General features: G+C 69.3%; 15 protein-coding genes. 9 read left to right on the forward strand and 6 right to left on the reverse strand.

From position 1 onward, the window contains the following. The first annotated feature begins 5 nt into the window (after positions 1–5). Positions 6–1,229, forward strand: a complete 1,224-nt coding sequence (locus tag VJT49_RS07780; RefSeq protein ID WP_324164039.1) for a cytochrome P450 — start codon at positions 6–8, stop codon at positions 1,227–1,229. Positions 1,230–1,239: 10 nt separating this feature from the next. Here the strand turns inward: VJT49_RS07780 and VJT49_RS07785 are convergent, their stop codons facing one another. Next, positions 1,240–1,638 carry a DUF5313 domain-containing protein gene (locus VJT49_RS07785; RefSeq protein ID WP_324164040.1) on the reverse strand — a complete coding sequence of 133 codons (399 nt, stop codon included), beginning with the start codon at positions 1,636–1,638 and terminating at the stop codon, positions 1,240–1,242. Between the two features lie 46 nt (positions 1,639–1,684). Here VJT49_RS07785 and VJT49_RS07790 point away from each other — a divergent pair, with 46 nt between their 5' ends. Then, positions 1,685–2,143: a MarR family transcriptional regulator gene (locus tag VJT49_RS07790; protein WP_324164041.1), complete on the forward strand. Its 459-nt coding sequence runs from the start codon at positions 1,685–1,687 to the stop codon at positions 2,141–2,143. On the opposite strand, the gene VJT49_RS07795 is transcribed toward VJT49_RS07790, so the two are convergent. Further along, positions 2,106–2,429 (reverse strand): efflux RND transporter permease subunit, encoded by a 324-nt coding sequence (locus VJT49_RS07795; protein WP_324164042.1) that lies wholly within the window; start codon positions 2,427–2,429, stop codon positions 2,106–2,108. The genes VJT49_RS07790 and VJT49_RS07795 overlap by 38 nt on opposite strands. Before the next feature lie 325 nt (positions 2,430–2,754). Here VJT49_RS07795 and VJT49_RS07800 point away from each other — a divergent pair, with 325 nt between their 5' ends. The 3 genes from VJT49_RS07800 (at position 2,755) to VJT49_RS07810 (ending at position 5,567) form a co-directional block, all read left to right on the forward strand. Continuing rightward, positions 2,755–3,600, forward strand: coding sequence for an SDR family oxidoreductase (locus VJT49_RS07800; protein ID WP_324164043.1), 846 nt, complete (start codon positions 2,755–2,757; stop codon positions 3,598–3,600). 255 nt (positions 3,601–3,855) lie between these two features. Then, positions 3,856–4,866: a permease gene (locus tag VJT49_RS07805; protein ID WP_324164044.1), complete on the forward strand. Its 1,011-nt coding sequence runs from the start codon at positions 3,856–3,858 to the stop codon at positions 4,864–4,866. Next, entirely contained in the window at positions 4,863–5,567 is a 705-nt protein-coding gene (locus VJT49_RS07810) for a TIGR03943 family putative permease subunit (RefSeq protein WP_324164045.1), read from the forward strand. The genes VJT49_RS07805 and VJT49_RS07810 overlap by 4 nt, the downstream gene beginning before the upstream one ends. Positions 5,568–6,240: 673 nt before the next feature. Here the strand turns inward: VJT49_RS07810 and VJT49_RS07815 are convergent. After that, on the reverse strand, positions 6,241–6,873 hold the full coding sequence (locus VJT49_RS07815) for a CoA transferase subunit B (protein WP_324164046.1): 633 nt from the start codon (positions 6,871–6,873) through the stop codon (positions 6,241–6,243). Positions 6,874–6,875: 2 nt separating this feature from the next. Next, positions 6,876–7,580 (reverse strand): CoA transferase subunit A, encoded by a 705-nt coding sequence (locus VJT49_RS07820; protein WP_324164047.1) that lies wholly within the window; start codon positions 7,578–7,580, stop codon positions 6,876–6,878. Between the two features lie 153 nt (positions 7,581–7,733). Here VJT49_RS07820 and VJT49_RS07825 point away from each other — a divergent pair, with 153 nt between their 5' ends. Together VJT49_RS07825 and VJT49_RS07830 are read left to right on the forward strand one after the other, a co-directional pair. Then, positions 7,734–8,531 (forward strand): IclR family transcriptional regulator, encoded by a 798-nt coding sequence (locus VJT49_RS07825; RefSeq protein ID WP_324164048.1) that lies wholly within the window; start codon positions 7,734–7,736, stop codon positions 8,529–8,531. Positions 8,532–8,789: 258 nt separating this feature from the next. Continuing rightward, positions 8,790–9,590 carry a hypothetical protein gene (locus VJT49_RS07830; protein WP_324164049.1) on the forward strand — a complete coding sequence of 267 codons (801 nt, stop codon included), beginning with the start codon at positions 8,790–8,792 and terminating at the stop codon, positions 9,588–9,590. A gap of 39 nt (positions 9,591–9,629) precedes the next feature. Here the strand turns inward: VJT49_RS07830 and VJT49_RS07835 are convergent, their stop codons facing one another. Then, positions 9,630–10,055 (reverse strand): Rrf2 family transcriptional regulator, encoded by a 426-nt coding sequence (locus VJT49_RS07835; RefSeq protein ID WP_324164050.1) that lies wholly within the window; start codon positions 10,053–10,055, stop codon positions 9,630–9,632. 157 nt (positions 10,056–10,212) lie between these two features. Between VJT49_RS07835 and VJT49_RS07840 the strand changes: the two genes are divergently transcribed. Continuing rightward, complete coding sequence (locus VJT49_RS07840; RefSeq protein ID WP_324164051.1) at positions 10,213–11,427, forward strand: globin domain-containing protein; 1,215 nt, start codon at positions 10,213–10,215, stop codon at positions 11,425–11,427. Between the two features lie 125 nt (positions 11,428–11,552). Here VJT49_RS07840 and VJT49_RS07845 read toward each other — a convergent pair whose 3' ends face one another. Next, positions 11,553–12,752, reverse strand: coding sequence for an FAD-dependent oxidoreductase (locus VJT49_RS07845; protein ID WP_324164052.1), 1,200 nt, complete (start codon positions 12,750–12,752; stop codon positions 11,553–11,555). Between the two features lie 145 nt (positions 12,753–12,897). Between VJT49_RS07845 and VJT49_RS07850 the strand changes: the two genes are divergently transcribed. Further along, positions 12,898–13,806 (forward strand): SDR family NAD(P)-dependent oxidoreductase, encoded by a 909-nt coding sequence (locus VJT49_RS07850; protein WP_324164053.1) that lies wholly within the window; start codon positions 12,898–12,900, stop codon positions 13,804–13,806. The last annotated feature ends 109 nt before the right edge of the window (positions 13,807–13,915 follow it).

Genomic DNA, 13,915 nt, shown 5'->3' on the forward strand with positions numbered 1-13,915 from the left:
CTCCCATGCCGTCGAGCCCGGTGCAGCGGATCACCGACCACGCCAACCGCAGCGATCCCTACCCGATCTACGAAGAGCTGCGCCGCACACCGGTGGTCCGGGACGAGAGCGGCATCCACCTGGTCACCACCTACTGGGAGATCCGGGGGCTGCTTCGCGATCCGCGGATCAGTTCGGAAGCGCGCAACCTGGCCCCCGGGGCGAACAGCCTGCTCGCCGACGATGAGGAGGAGGTGCCCCTGCCGCCGGCCTTCATCCGACGCGACCCGCCCGAGCACGACCGGCTACGCCGGCTGGCCATGCGCCCCTTCGGCCCGCCGCACAGTCCCCGGCGGATCCACGACATGCACGAAGAGCTGGCCCGCGTCGTGTCGGACCTCGTCGACGGGCTGGAGGGCAGGCAGGAGTTCGACGTGGTCGACGATTTCGCCTACCCGTTCCCGGTCACGGTGATCTGCCGGCTGCTGGGCGTGCCCCGGGAGGACGAACCGCATTTCCGCGGCCTGGTGGACGCGGTGGTGGCCGGTCTCGGCCCGGCCGAGGACCCGGCCGAGCAGCGTCGCGCGGTCCAGCGCGCCCGCTTCGAGCTGGGGCAGTACCTGGCCGGGCTGATCGAGCAGCACCGCCGTGACCCCGGCGACGACATGCTCTCCGCGCTGGCCACCGGCCAGGGACCGGACGGACGGCTTTCGCCGGTGGAGCTGATCAGCACCGCCGTCCTGCTGCTCATCGCCGGCCACGAGACCACCGTCAACCTGATCACCAACGGGATGCTGACCCTGCTGCGCAACCCCGACGCCTGCAAGATGCTCCGCGAGGCGCCGCAGACGGCGGCCGGAACCGTGGAGGAACTGCTGCGCTTCGAACCGCCGGTCCAGATCCTGCCGCAGCGCACCCCGCTCGCGGATCTGGAAGTGGGTGACGTGGTCATCCCCAAGGGCGCTCCGGTGTGGCTGCTGCTGGCTTCCGGCAACCGGGATCCGAAGCGTTTCGCCGACCCGGACCGCTTCGACCCCGCTCGCCGGGACAATCAGCACCTGGGCCTGGGCTTCGGTGTGCACGCCTGCTTCGGCGCGCCACTGGCTCGCCTGGAAGCGCAACTCGCGCTGACCGAGCTCATCGGCCGCCTTCGCGAACCACGCCTGGTGACCGATCCGCCGCCCTACCGGCCGAGCCCGGTGCTGCGCGGCCCTCGCCATCTGACGGTGGCCGTCGACGGCATCGGGTGAGTGCCGGGGATCACTGCTGCCGGCGGTAGGTGGCGATGTAGCGGGCGCGGATTTCGGCCTCGGCCCCGGCTTTGGCCTCCGCGCGGATCTGCTTGCCGGTGCCGTGCGGGTAGCCGTGCTTGGCCAGCCGGTGTTCGGCGCTTTCCTCGATGTAGACGAAGGAGTAGAAGTAGCCGACGATCACGGCCAGCAGCACCATGGCCAGCCGGATCCACAGTGGACCCGGCAGCAGCAGCCACACCACGCACAGCGGTGCGAGCAGCACCGAGCTGCGTGCGGCATGCCGCCAGACCCACGTCGACGCCGTGACGTCGTTCAGCACCCACTCGCGGTAGGTTGCCGGTAGCCGGCCGCCGAGGGCGTACCACACCCACTGGGCCGGGTTCGGCCTCCGTCGTTCGTTCCGCATGTCTCCACGTTAACAATTAGTGCGTTAACTAAGCTAGGGTGGAGTGATGCAGATCGACCTCGGACCGAACCCGCTGGAGCTCGATCGCCAGGTGTGCTTCGCGCTGTCGGTGGCCTCGCGCAGCGTCATCGCGGTGTACCGGCCGCTGCTCAAGCCGTTCGGGCTGACCCACCCGCAGTACCTGGTGCTCCTGGCCTTGTGGGACAAGGCCCCGCGCTCGGTGAAGGACCTCAGCGAGGTGCTCCGAGCCGAGCCCGCGACCCTGTCACCCCTGCTCAAGCGTCTGGAAGCGCAGGGGTACGTGAGCCGCCGGCGCAACAGGGCCGACGAGCGGGCGTTGACCGTCGATCTGACCGAGCAGGGGCGCGCGTTGCGCGCGGAAGCGGAGAAGATCCCCTATCACGTGGTCGAGACCCTCGGCATGGAGGTCGCCCAACTCGAGGCGTTGCATGCCGTGCTGAGCCAGGTCATCGCCGCGACCGACCAGGCGTTGCGCGGAGAATGACGCAACCTACGAAGCTTTCAGCTACTTCGTGATGGGTGGCGCCGGGGACCTGCACCGTCGCCGACCCCTCACCAGAGGTCGACGTGACGGTGGAAACCCCTTGAACCGCTCGTACGGCACCCTCGATCGACAGGACGATCTGTTCCTGGACGAGTTTCGGAGAAGCGCCGGGATACGCGGCGACGACCGACGCGGCAGGCAGTTCCAGCGACGGGATGGCGAAGGCACCGAACGCCACCGCGACGAGCGCTCTGTCGACCAGGCTGACCCTGGTCAGCCCGTTCATGGGCGAAAATTCCACAAGTAGGGTAGGTGAGTCCGAAGTGTCCCGACTCCGGCAGGCACCTCCGTTCAGGACGCGTCCAACGACATCCAGCAGGCCCTGAACCGGATTCGCACGTAGTCGCCGGCCGGGGTCGAGCCGCAGGTGCCGGCGCAGCAACAACGGTCCCGCGACCGCCGCCGGCGGCGCGCCGGGGAGCCGGAGCAGGCCGCGCGGAACCTCGAGGAGTCCATGGCCTGAGCGTCGCGGGCCGCCCGCCGTGTGACGGCCACGTGGAACAGTCGGTCCGTGGTGCCGACGTTCCACGTGGCAAGGAAAGGCTGAGGTCATGGCCGGACGGACCTGGTTTGTCACCGGAAGTTCCAGGGGACTCGGTCGCGAGTGGACGGAGGCGGCGCTCGAACGGGGCGACCGGGTCGCCGCCGCGGCGCGCGACCTGACGTCCTTGACGCCGCTGGTGTCGAAATACGGCGAAGCGGTTTTGCCGGTCAGCCTCGACGTCACCGACCGGCTCACCGCGTTCGCCGCCGTCCAGCAGGCCGCCGACCATTTCGGGACGCTGGACATCGTGCTCAACAACGCGGGATACGGGCTGTTCGGCATGGTCGAAGAGGTCACCGAGGCGCAGGCTCGCGAGCAACTGGACACGAACTTCTTCGGGGCGCTCTGGGTCACCCAGGCGGCCCTTCCGATCATGCGCGCGCAGGGCCACGGTCACCTCATCCAGGTCTCCTCGGTCGGCGGCCTGTTCTCCGTGCCCGGTCTCGGTCTGTACCACGCCTCGAAGTTCGCGCTGGAGGGTTTCACCGCGAGTCTCGCCAAGGAGGTCAAGGACTTCGGCATCAGGGTGACGCTGATCGAGCCCGGCGGTTACGACACCGAATGGAGCGGCTCTTCGGCGGTGCGCGCGGATCCGTTGCCCGCCTACGACGGCTTCCGCGCGAAGATGCCGGACCGGGCTGCCGCCGGCCGGGGGAATCCCGTCGCGACCAGGGAAGCGATCCTCAAGGTCGCCGACGCGGACGAGCCGCCCCTCCGGATCTTCTTCGGCAAGGGACCGCTCGACCTCATGCGCCAGGAGTACGCCGGCCGGATCGCGGAATGGGAGGCCTGGGCCGCGGTGTCCCATGCCGCTCACGGCCCCACCAGCGAGTCGGGCTTTCGGGACAGGTGAGTCGGGCTTTCGGGACGCGCGAGTCCGGCCTTCGTGACGGGTGAGTCCGGGTTTCGGGACGTGCGAGTCCGGCCTTCGGGACGCGCGAGTCCGGCCTTCGTCCCGAAAAGTGTGCCGCATCGGCGGTTTTGCCCGGATTTTCGCAGGTAGTGCGGCATTCGGAGTGAACCGGAGCAGGCCGTGGTACGTGACTTCGGATTGGGGCCGTGAGAAAGTCCGGCCCGGACCGATCTCGCGGCGGAAGGGGACCAGCCTGTGACCACCGCCAAAGCGGACCCCACCGGCGTCGAGCAGGGCGATGCGGACGATCGGCGGGGCTGGCACTTCAATTCGCTGCTTGTCCTGACCTTGCTCCTGCTGCTGGGGTTTCAGTTGCAGGGACCGATCCGCCAGGCCTTGTCCGCGCCGGCCATGCAGAACTGGATGACCGTGTTCGTCGCGGTGGTCGTCCAGGCCCTGCCGTTCCTCGTTTTCGGCGTGCTGCTTTCGGCGCTCTTGGCGGTGTTCGTCCCCGCGTCGTTTTTCGCCCGGGCGCTGCCGAAACGGCCCGCCCTGGCGGTGCCGGTCGCCGGGCTGGCCGGAGTGGTGCTGCCCGGTTGCGAGTGCGCGTCGGTCCCCGTTGCCGGGGCGCTGGTGCGCCGGGGCGTGACCCCGGCTGCGGCGCTGGCGTTCCTGCTGTCGGCTCCCGCGATCAATCCCATCGTGCTCACGGCCACCGCGGTCGCGTTTCCCGGTGATCCGGAGATGGTCCTCGCCCGGTTCGCGGCGAGCCTGCTCGTGGCGTGCGTGATGGGCTGGTTGTGGCACCGGCTGGGCCGTCCCGGCTGGCTGCGCCCGCCCGCTCACCCGTCGTTCGAAGGCGCGGGCAGGGGGGCGGCCTTCTGGGGGTCCGTCCGGCACGACGTGATGCACGCCGGCGGCTTCCTCGTCGTCGGCGCGATGGCCGCGGCCACCCTCAAGGCCGTGGTCCCGGCCGGCTGGCTGCACACCGCGGCCGGGAACCCCGTGGTGTCGGTCCTCACCCTCGGGATCCTCGCGGTGCTGCTGTCGATCTGTTCGGAGGCCGACGCGTTCGTGGCCGCGTCGCTGTCCCAGTTCTCGCTGACGGCCCGGCTGGCCTTCCTCGTCGTCGGCCCGATGATCGACCTGAAACTGTTCGGGATGCAGGCCGCCACGTTCGGCCGCGGGTTCGCGATGCGGTTCGCTCCCGTCACCTTCGCGCTGGCCGTGCTGACTTCGGCCCTGGCCGGGACGGTCCTGCTGTGAACCGGCAAGCGCAGGCGGTCCTCCTTTTCCTCGTCGGCGGGGCGATGGTGTTCGCCGGCGTCACCGACCTTTCCCTGCGTTACGTCAAGGCCGGGTTACGCCCGTTGCTGCTCGTGGCCGGCGTCGTCCTGGCCGGCGCCGCCCTCGCGACCGTCTGGTACGAACTTCGCGCGACCCGGGAGCGCGAGCACCACCCCCACCCGGAACCTCGAACATCGTGGCTCCTCGTCCTGCCCCTGTTCGCCCTCATCCTCCTCGCCCCGCCGGCCCTCGACTCCTACAGCGCCATGCGTGACGGCACGGCCCTGCCACCACCCGTGGGCCTGCCGGCCCTCCCCGCCGCCGATCCGCTCCGGCTCACCGTCGTCGACTACGCCGACCGCGCGGTCTACGACCACGGCCGTTCCCTCGGCGACCGGCCGGTCGAAATCACCGGCTTCGTCGGCTTCGACCACGACGGTACGGTCTACCTCATCCGCATGCTCCTCAACTGCTGTGCCGCCGACGCCCGGCCGGTCAAAGTCGGCCTGACGGGGCAGATTCCTCCTGTGCTGCGGCCCGACTCCTGGCTGGAAATCACCGGTACCTACACGGTCAGGCAAACCAAGGATCCCGTCAACAACGCCACCATTCCGTTCATCGAAGTGAAGGAGGCCAAACCGGTCCCGGCCCCTGCCGAGCCTTACGAAAGCCTGGGGTAGCGCTAAACCAGGCGGTAGGGCCGACCCCGGCCGGTCAAGGCCAGGCCGCCGCGCGAGTGGGATCCGGGGTGGCCGCGGCGGTGAAGTAAACGGCCGGCTTTTCGTCGCGAAAAGCCGGCCGTCTTCTCACGCGCGGATCAGACCAGCCAGCCCACGAAATGGGCCACGTTGGCCAGCAGGTGGGAGAGGGTGTCGTGGCAATGCCAGGGGTGCCAGCCGAACCCGTGTATCAACGGGCTCCTCGTCGGATTCATTCATGGTCAGGGACGGAAAGCTGCTTTCGAAAGCGAGGGAAAGTATTTTCCCTCGGCGCCGGGATGTCAACGAGACGGGGTTGACCGGAACAATTCGACGTTTCGGCCTGGCCGGGTAACCCGCCCGGTTTCCCGGCGAAGCCGGGGTCCGCCGCTGTGGACAAAGTCGGCTGAACCCAACGGGGTGGTGGCGCGAAGGAAGCGCGGCGAGTCCGTGACGTCGCCATCACACCCTGATTTTCGAACGGTTCGACGAGGACTTCGCGGACAGCCTTGACGAGGCATCCCGGGAGGGCGTCCTGATCTGCTTCGTCGGGACCATGGTCATGGCGAGCGTGGGGCGGCTGCCCTTCGAAGCACTCGGGAAGCGGGTCGCGGACCTGGCCACGCCCCTGCTCGAGTAGCCCGGCCGGGCACGATCACGCCTGGTGGACCGGCGCGCCGGTCTTTTCCCGGATCTCGCCGGGGGTCACCCCCGGGGCGGTCTCGACAAGCCGTAGCCCGTCCGGGGTGACGTCGAGGACGGCGAGGTCGGTGATGATCCGGTCCACGACGCCGGCGCCGGTGAGGGGGAGCGTGCAGCGTTCGACGATCTTCGGGCTGCCGTCCTTGGCGACGTGGTCGGTGATCGCGACGACGCGTTTGGTGCCCGCGACGAGGTCCATGGCCCCGCCCATGCCCTTGACCAGCGCGCCGGGGACGGTCCAGTTGGCCAGGTCACCGTTCGCGGCGACCTGGAGCGCGCCGAGCAGGGCGATGTCGATGTGCCCGCCACGGATCATGGCGAAGGAGGTCGCGGAGTCGAAGAAACTGCCGCCGGGGTTGACGGTGACGGTCTGCTTGCCCGCGTTGATCAGGTCGGCGTCCTCCTCCCCCTCGAACGGGAAGGGGCCAAGGCCGAGGATGCCGTTTTCGCTCTGCAACCTCACCCGGACCCCGGCGGGCACATGGTTGGCGACCAGGGTGGGGATGCCGATGCCGAGGTTGACGTAGTCGCCGTCGCGAAGTTCGCGGGCGGCGACGGCGGCCATTTCGTCGCGTGTCCAGCCCATGATCAGGCCTCCGTCCTGGTGCGCACCGTGCGTTTCTCGATGTCCTTGACGCGGGGCCGGGCCGGGACGAGGCGGTCGACGAACACCCCGGACGTGACGACGGCATCCGGGTCGAGGAAACCGTCGAGCACGATCTCGGCTTCCGCGACGCTGACCCGGCCGCAGGTCGCGACGAGCGGGTTGAAGTTGCGCGCGGAGTAGCGGTAGGTCAGATTGCCCGCCTGGTCGGCGGTGTGGGCGTGCACCAGCGCCAGGTCCGCGACGATCCCGCGTTCCTGGACGTAGGTGATGCCGTCGAACTCGGCGTGCGGCTTGCCTTCGGCGATCGGCGTGCCGACCCCGGTCCGGGTGTAGAAGGCGGGGATTCCGGCACCGCCGGCCCGCATCCGCTCGGCCAGCGTGCCCTGCGGCGCGAACTCCACCTCCAGTTCACCATCGAGGTACTGCTGGGCGAACAGCTTGTTCTCGCCGACGTAGGAGGCGATCACCTTGCGCACCTGCCGGTTCTCCAGCAGCAGGCCGAGGCCCTTGCCGTCGACGCCCATGTTGTTGGACACGATCGTCAGGTCGCGCACGCCCGAGTCGCGGACGGCCTCGATGAGATCGTTCGGATTGCCGCTGAGGCCGAAGCCGCCGACGGCGATGGTGATGCCGTCTTCGAGCACATCCGAGAGCGCCTCGGCGGCGCCGCGGTACATCGTGGACACCCGACCACCTTCCGTCCGGTCAATGAACGTTCGGAGAAGTCAAAGTCCACCGCTGCCCTCTCGTCAACGGGCGCGATGCCGTGGGGCCAGATCTTCTCAGCTGATGAACGGCCTGACGACAGATGTTCACTGAGTGGACGTAGGATGGGCGTCATGGCCTCTCCTCCGGCGCACGTGACCGGCCGGATCGCCGTGGTGCTGCGGGCGCTGGCGGCGTTCCCGGACCGGGGTGCCTCGACCTCGCGGATCGCCCGCTCGGCCGGCCTCGCCCGGCCGACCGTGCACCGGCTGCTGGCGGCGCTGGCCGACGAGGGCTATGTGGACCGCGACCACCACACCGGTTCGTGGTACCTCGGCCCGGAGCTCTACCTGCTGGGCGAGATCGCGGCGCAGCGGTACGACGTCACCCAGCACGCGCGCGCCAGCGTCCATCGGCTCGCTGCCGCGACGGGAGAAAGCGCTTTCTTCTCGGCCCGTCGCGGCGACGAGACCGTGTGCCTGCTGCGCGAGGACGGCGACTTCCCGATCCGGTCGTTCGTCCTCTACGAGGGAGCGCGGTTCCCGCTCGGCGTCGTCTCGGCCGGCCTGGTGGTGCTGTCGATGCTGCCCGACCGCGAGATCGACGACTACCTGCGGCGGGTCGATCTCACCGCCGACTGGGGACCGGCGCACCACGCGGGCGAGGTCCGCAAGCGGATCGCGCTCACCCGCGAACTCGGCTACGCGGTGAACCCCGGCCTGGTCGTGGAAGGAAGCTGGGGCATGGCCGCGGCGGTCTTCGGCCGTTCCGGCGAACCCGCTTGGGCACTCACGCTGACCGGCGTGGAATCGCGGTTCCGCGCCGATCGCCGCCCCGAACTGGGCGCTTTGCTGCTCAAGGAAGCGCACGCTTTGACCAAAGTGCTGCAAGTACGCGAGGGCGACCCGCGAGTCGCCCTTCCCGGCAGCTGAGTCGCCCCGTCACGGCAACCGATTTCCGGAACAAGCATCGCCGATACGGCACTGCCTGAAGGTCGCTTTCCGCCCTTGACGAAGGTTGTACCGGGCCGGGCGAACAATCGTGGGGGAGGAGCCGTGAAAAAGGTTGTACGTGCAGGTCACTGGGTCTCGCTGGTCCTGGTGCTCGTGCTCGGTGCGCTGGGTGACGCGCCGGAAGCCGCCCTTCCGGCCCCACCGAACGGTTTCCGGCTCGCCCAGCCCTCGACCCAGGTGCTGCCGCCCAAGACGCGGACTGCCGGCCCGGTTCCCGTCTCGAACACGCTGCGGGCACTTCAGCTGAACCTGTGCCACGGCGGCTTCGCTCCCTGTGGCGGCGACTCGACGATTCCGGAAATCGAGGAGCTGCTGCGGCGACTTTCCGGCGGTCGCACTCCGCCGGACCTCATCACCCTCAACGAGGTCTGCCGCGACGACATCGCCGGGCGGCTGGTTTCTTCGATGGCGGACGTGTGGCCGGCCGACAACACCTTCTTCCAGTTCGCGCCGGCCATCGACGGAAACAGCGGCGACGCCATGGCGCCCTACCCCTGCGCCGACGGCGACGAATATGGCAACGCGATCATCGGGCATATTCCGCAAAGCCAGTATCACGGTCTGACGGCGGTGTACGGAATGTACACGGTCCAGTCGTCGTCCGAAGACGAGAAGCGCGGTTTCGGCTGCCTGCATGTGATCCGGCACTACTATGTCTGCACCAGTCATCTGGAGGCCGGCAACGAGCCGGTGGCGATGAACCAATGTCTCACGTTGATGAGCATGGCGATCCCGTACTTCAAAGGGCAGGAAGGAGTGGATCTGCCGACCGTGGTGGGCGCGGATCTCAACCTGAGACACGACACTTCCAGCCGTTACGACGTGCAGAACTGCGTCCCCGCCGGTTATCACCGGGAGGGCGACGGCGAGGTCATGCACGTGGTCGCGACCACCGGCACCGGCTTCCAGCGCACCGACAAGATCGACCTGAAGCACACCGATCACGACGCCCTGATGGTGACCATGACCCTGCCGTGATCGGCCGGCTTGCTCGCTGACGAAGTGACGCCGCGTGCCTCACGTGAGTGGTGCCGCGATTTGGTGCAGCAGCGCGCCGGTCGGCGGCGCGATGAGGTCGGCCAGGGTCACACCGTCCAGTTCCGACAAGAACGCCTCGTGCGCACGACGTAGCGCGCTACGCAGGCGGCAAGCGCCTCGCAACGGGCACGGTGGGTCTTCGCAGTCCACTACGTCCAGGTCGCTCTCGAAATCGCGAACGATCTGGCCGACCGACCATCCCGCTGCCCCGGGCGCGATGCGTAGCCCGCCCGTCCGGCCTCTCGTGGTGGTCAGCAGGTCGCGCTGAGCCAGCCGCTGGACGACCTTGGCCAGGTGATGCCTGGGCACGCTCAGCGCGGCCGCCAGCTCGTCCACCGTCGTCTGTTCGTCCTTCACGGCGGCGAGCATGAGCGCGCGTAGCGCGATGTCGGTCGCCCTGGTCATCCGCACAGGGCAACGATAACAGGCATCTTGGATTCATGTATTTGAGGGGAGGGTACAAGGTCACTTTCCGGCTGTGAGAAGGCTCGCCTGGACTAAACAGGTATTGGATATACGGTTTAAGTGTCCGTGTTCCTTTCGATCACCGGGAGTTGTTCCGATGCTTTCGCCCGAGTCGGTCAGCGTCGTCCGCGCTACCGCCGACACCGTCATCGAGCACGGCGAGGAGATCACCGGTCGTTTCTACGACCGGCTCTTCGACGCGCATCCGGAGTTGCTGAACCTGTTCAACCGGGGAAACCAGGCGAACGGCACGCAGCGTCAAGCGCTGGCCATGGCGGTCGCGGCGGCCGGGGCGCATCTCGCCGGGATCAGACAGGTGCCACTGCGGGCGGTCGTGGAGCGGATCGCCCACAAGCACGCTTCCCTGGGGGTCGCACCGGCGCAGTACATGGTGGTCCACCGCCACCTCATCGGTGCGATCGGGGAAGTCCTCTCCGACGCCGCGACCCCGGCCGTGATCGACGCCTGGAGCGAGGTGTTCTGGGCATTCGCCTGCCTGCTCGTCGCCGAGGAGTCACGGCTGTACACCCGGGCGGGAACCGGGTTCGAACAGCTGATGAGCCCCTACCGGGTGGCCGGCGTGGTGCCTGCCACCGAGGACGTGACCAGCTTCTGGCTCGAACCGGTCTCCGGGCGGATCCCGGCCCACGAACCTGGCCAGTACGTCAGCGTCGCCGTCGACCTGCCGGGGATCGGGCGGCAGATCCGGCAGTTCACCGTCAGCTCCCCGCCTGGTGACGAGCGGCTTCGGATCACCGTCAAGCGGCACCGGGGTGAGGACGGCCGACCGCCGGGGATGGTTTCGGGGTATCTGCACGACGTTGTGCGAGAGGGCGACGAGATCCAGCTCAGCCCGCCCTTCGGCGACCTGGTGCTGCCTGCGGGAGACGCGCCGCTGATCTTGGCGAGCGCGGGGGTGGGCATCACACCGGTGATCGCTTCGCTGCACCACCTCGTGGCCACCGGCGACCGCCGTCAGATCACCGTGGCGCACGCCGACCGATCGCCGTCCACCCATCCGTTGCGGGCGGAGATGCTCGCCGCCGCCGACCGGTTGCCCGGTGCCTCGCTCGCCCTCTGGTACGAAGAGAACCCGTTTTCCGGGCGGCCGGACGTCCGAAATGGACTGATCGAACCCGGGCTGGTTCCGGCGGGGCCCTCGACGCAGGCGCTGTTGTGCGGCCCATTGCCGTTCATGGCGGCGCTGCGGCGCAGCATGCTGGACCGGGGAGTGCCCGCCGAGAACATCCACTACGAGGTGTTCGGGCCGGACACCTGGCTCGGCGAACCGGTCGCGTCAGCCGCACGGTGAAGTCCCGGCGGGTCGAGCACATCCGCGAAACCGGGACTCGCGTGTGCCGGAAGCCCGACTCGCGTGTCGCGGAAGGCCGACTCGCGTGTCGCGGAAGGCCGACTCGCGTGTCGCGGAAGCCGGACTCACCGGTCGCGGGCGCCGGACTCGCGCAGCGCGAGCGCCGGTAAGGGGGTGTGCCAGTCGAGGAGGTGGTTCAGTTCGTCGTCCGGGCGCGGGGGTTCGCGTCGGGACAGGGCCGCGTTTCCTACGGCGGACGACGTCGGCCCGGGACCGCCCGAAGTGAGCTGGGCGCTGACCGCGATGTTCCGCTCGACGCGGGGCCTGCGGTGCCGTTCGTAGCGGTCCAGCGCCGCCGCGAACGTGTCCGCGTCGCGAAGCGCCTTGGCCAGGATCACGGCGTCTTCGAGCGCCATCGACGCGCCCTGACCGGTCGCGGGTGAGGCCGCGTGGGCGGCGTCTCCGATGAGCACCGCACCGCGGCTGCGCCAGCGGATACCGGGGCTCAGGTGGAGGGCGTTGGTGACCATGAGGTCGTGACCGGTCGCGGCGACGATGTCGGCGGCGGGTGTGGTGTCGGTCCGCAAGAGCGGCAGGAGATGTTCCCGCCACTGCGCGGGCGTCGCCCCGGCTACCTGCTCGGCGGCCACGGCCGGCCCCGGCACCCTGGCGAACCAGAAGGTTTCTCCGGCGGGGGACACCAGGTAGCCGAACGCGGCGCCGCTGCCGCGAATCATCGTGATCCCCTCCCGCTCGCCATGCGGCTCCGCCTCGGTGGTGTACCCGTAGAAGACGCTCTGCCCTGCATAGGCCGGAGTGGCCGGATCGAGGTGGGACCGCACGGTCGAGTGCAGCCCGTCGGCCCCGACGAGCAGGTCGCCGGTCGCCGAGGTGCCGTCGGCGAAGGTCGCGGTGGTGCCCGCGGCGTCCTCGGTCACCGCGGCGAGGCGAGCCGCGTGCCGGATCGGGATCCCACGCCGCTGGACCTCCTGCTGGAGTGCCGCGGCGAGTTCGGCGCGCCGCAGGCAGCGGTAGCGCCTCAGCGGGTGGTCGTGCTCGCCGAGTGGCATGGTCGCGAGTTCGGCGCCGGTGGCGTCGACGAGGCTCATCGTGACGATCGGGAAGCCGATGCCGGCGACCGCTTCCGCCGCGTCGAACTGGGCGAGCGCGCGCATCCCGTTGCTCGCCAGGGTGAGGAAGGCGCCGATGTCCGCTCCGGTGCCCGGATGCGCCTCGTAGACGGCGACCTCGAAGCCGGCCTTGTGCAGCGCCAGCGCGGCCGCCGACCCGGCGATGCCGCCCCCGATCACCACGATCCCCGCCAACTCGGTTCTCCTCGCCTCGTCCGGGGACGACCCTAGCGTGAAGGGTCGGAAATGCGATGGCTTACGTGTTGAGGGCCGACAACGCCGTCGGGTCCGGCGCGCCCGGCCGGTGACGGCGACCCCGGCGGTCCGGGAAAATGGAGGCGTGCGCAAGTGGACCGCCGAAGACGTGCCCAGCCAGCGGGGCCGGGTCGCCGTGGTCACCGGCGCCAACACCGGCATCGGGTTCGAGACCGCGAAAGTGCTCGCCGCCCGGGGTGCCTCGGTGGTCCTGGCGGTGCGGGACAGGGACAAGGGCGAGCGGGCGGCCGCCCGGATCACCGGCGCCGCCTCCGGTGCCGAAGTCACGGTCACGCACCTCGACCTGGCTTCGCTGAAATCCGTCCGCGCCGCCGCGGAGGAGTTGCGCGCCGGTCATCCGAAGATCGACCTCCTGATCAACAACGCGGGGGTGCTGTTCACGGGGAAAGGGACCACCAGCGACGGGTTCGAGCTGCGATGGGGGACCAACCACCTCGGGCATTTCGCGCTCACCGGGCTGCTGCTCGAAAAGATGCTGCCGGTGCCCGGCTCACGGGTGGTGACGGTCAGCAGCCTCGGACACCGGGTGCGGGCCAGGATCGATTTCGACGATCCGCGGTCCGAGCGGTCCTACGACCGGATCGCCGCCTATGGCCGGTCCAAGCTGGCGAACCTGCTGTTCACCTACGAGCTGCAACGCCGCCTGCCGGGTATCGGGAAGACCATCGCGGTCGCCGCCCATCCAGGCGGCGCGCACACCGACCTGATGCGCAACGCACCGGCGTCTTTCCGTGCGTTCGCAACGATTGCCGGCCCGCTCGTCCAGCGCCCCGCCATGGGTGCGTTACCCACGTTGCGCGCCGCCGCCGATCCGGGCGTGCTGGGTGGCGAGTACTTCGGACCGGCCGGGCCCGGCGAGATCTGGGGCCACCCGAGGAGGGTCTCCTCCAGCGAGCAGTCGCACGACCTCGCCGTCCAGCGTCGCTTGTGGACGGTTTCGGAGGAGCTGACCGGGGTCAGGTTCCCGGTGTGACGGAACGACCGGCACTCCCGCGCGATCGGCATGACGGAGGGGTGGCGAACGAGCTGGATTCGGCTGAACCGGACGGACGTACTGGTCCAGGGGGGCGCCGCGATGAAGA

The organism is Amycolatopsis sp. (assembly GCF_035276945.1).
GTDB lineage: Bacteria > Actinomycetota > Actinomycetes > Mycobacteriales > Pseudonocardiaceae > Amycolatopsis_E.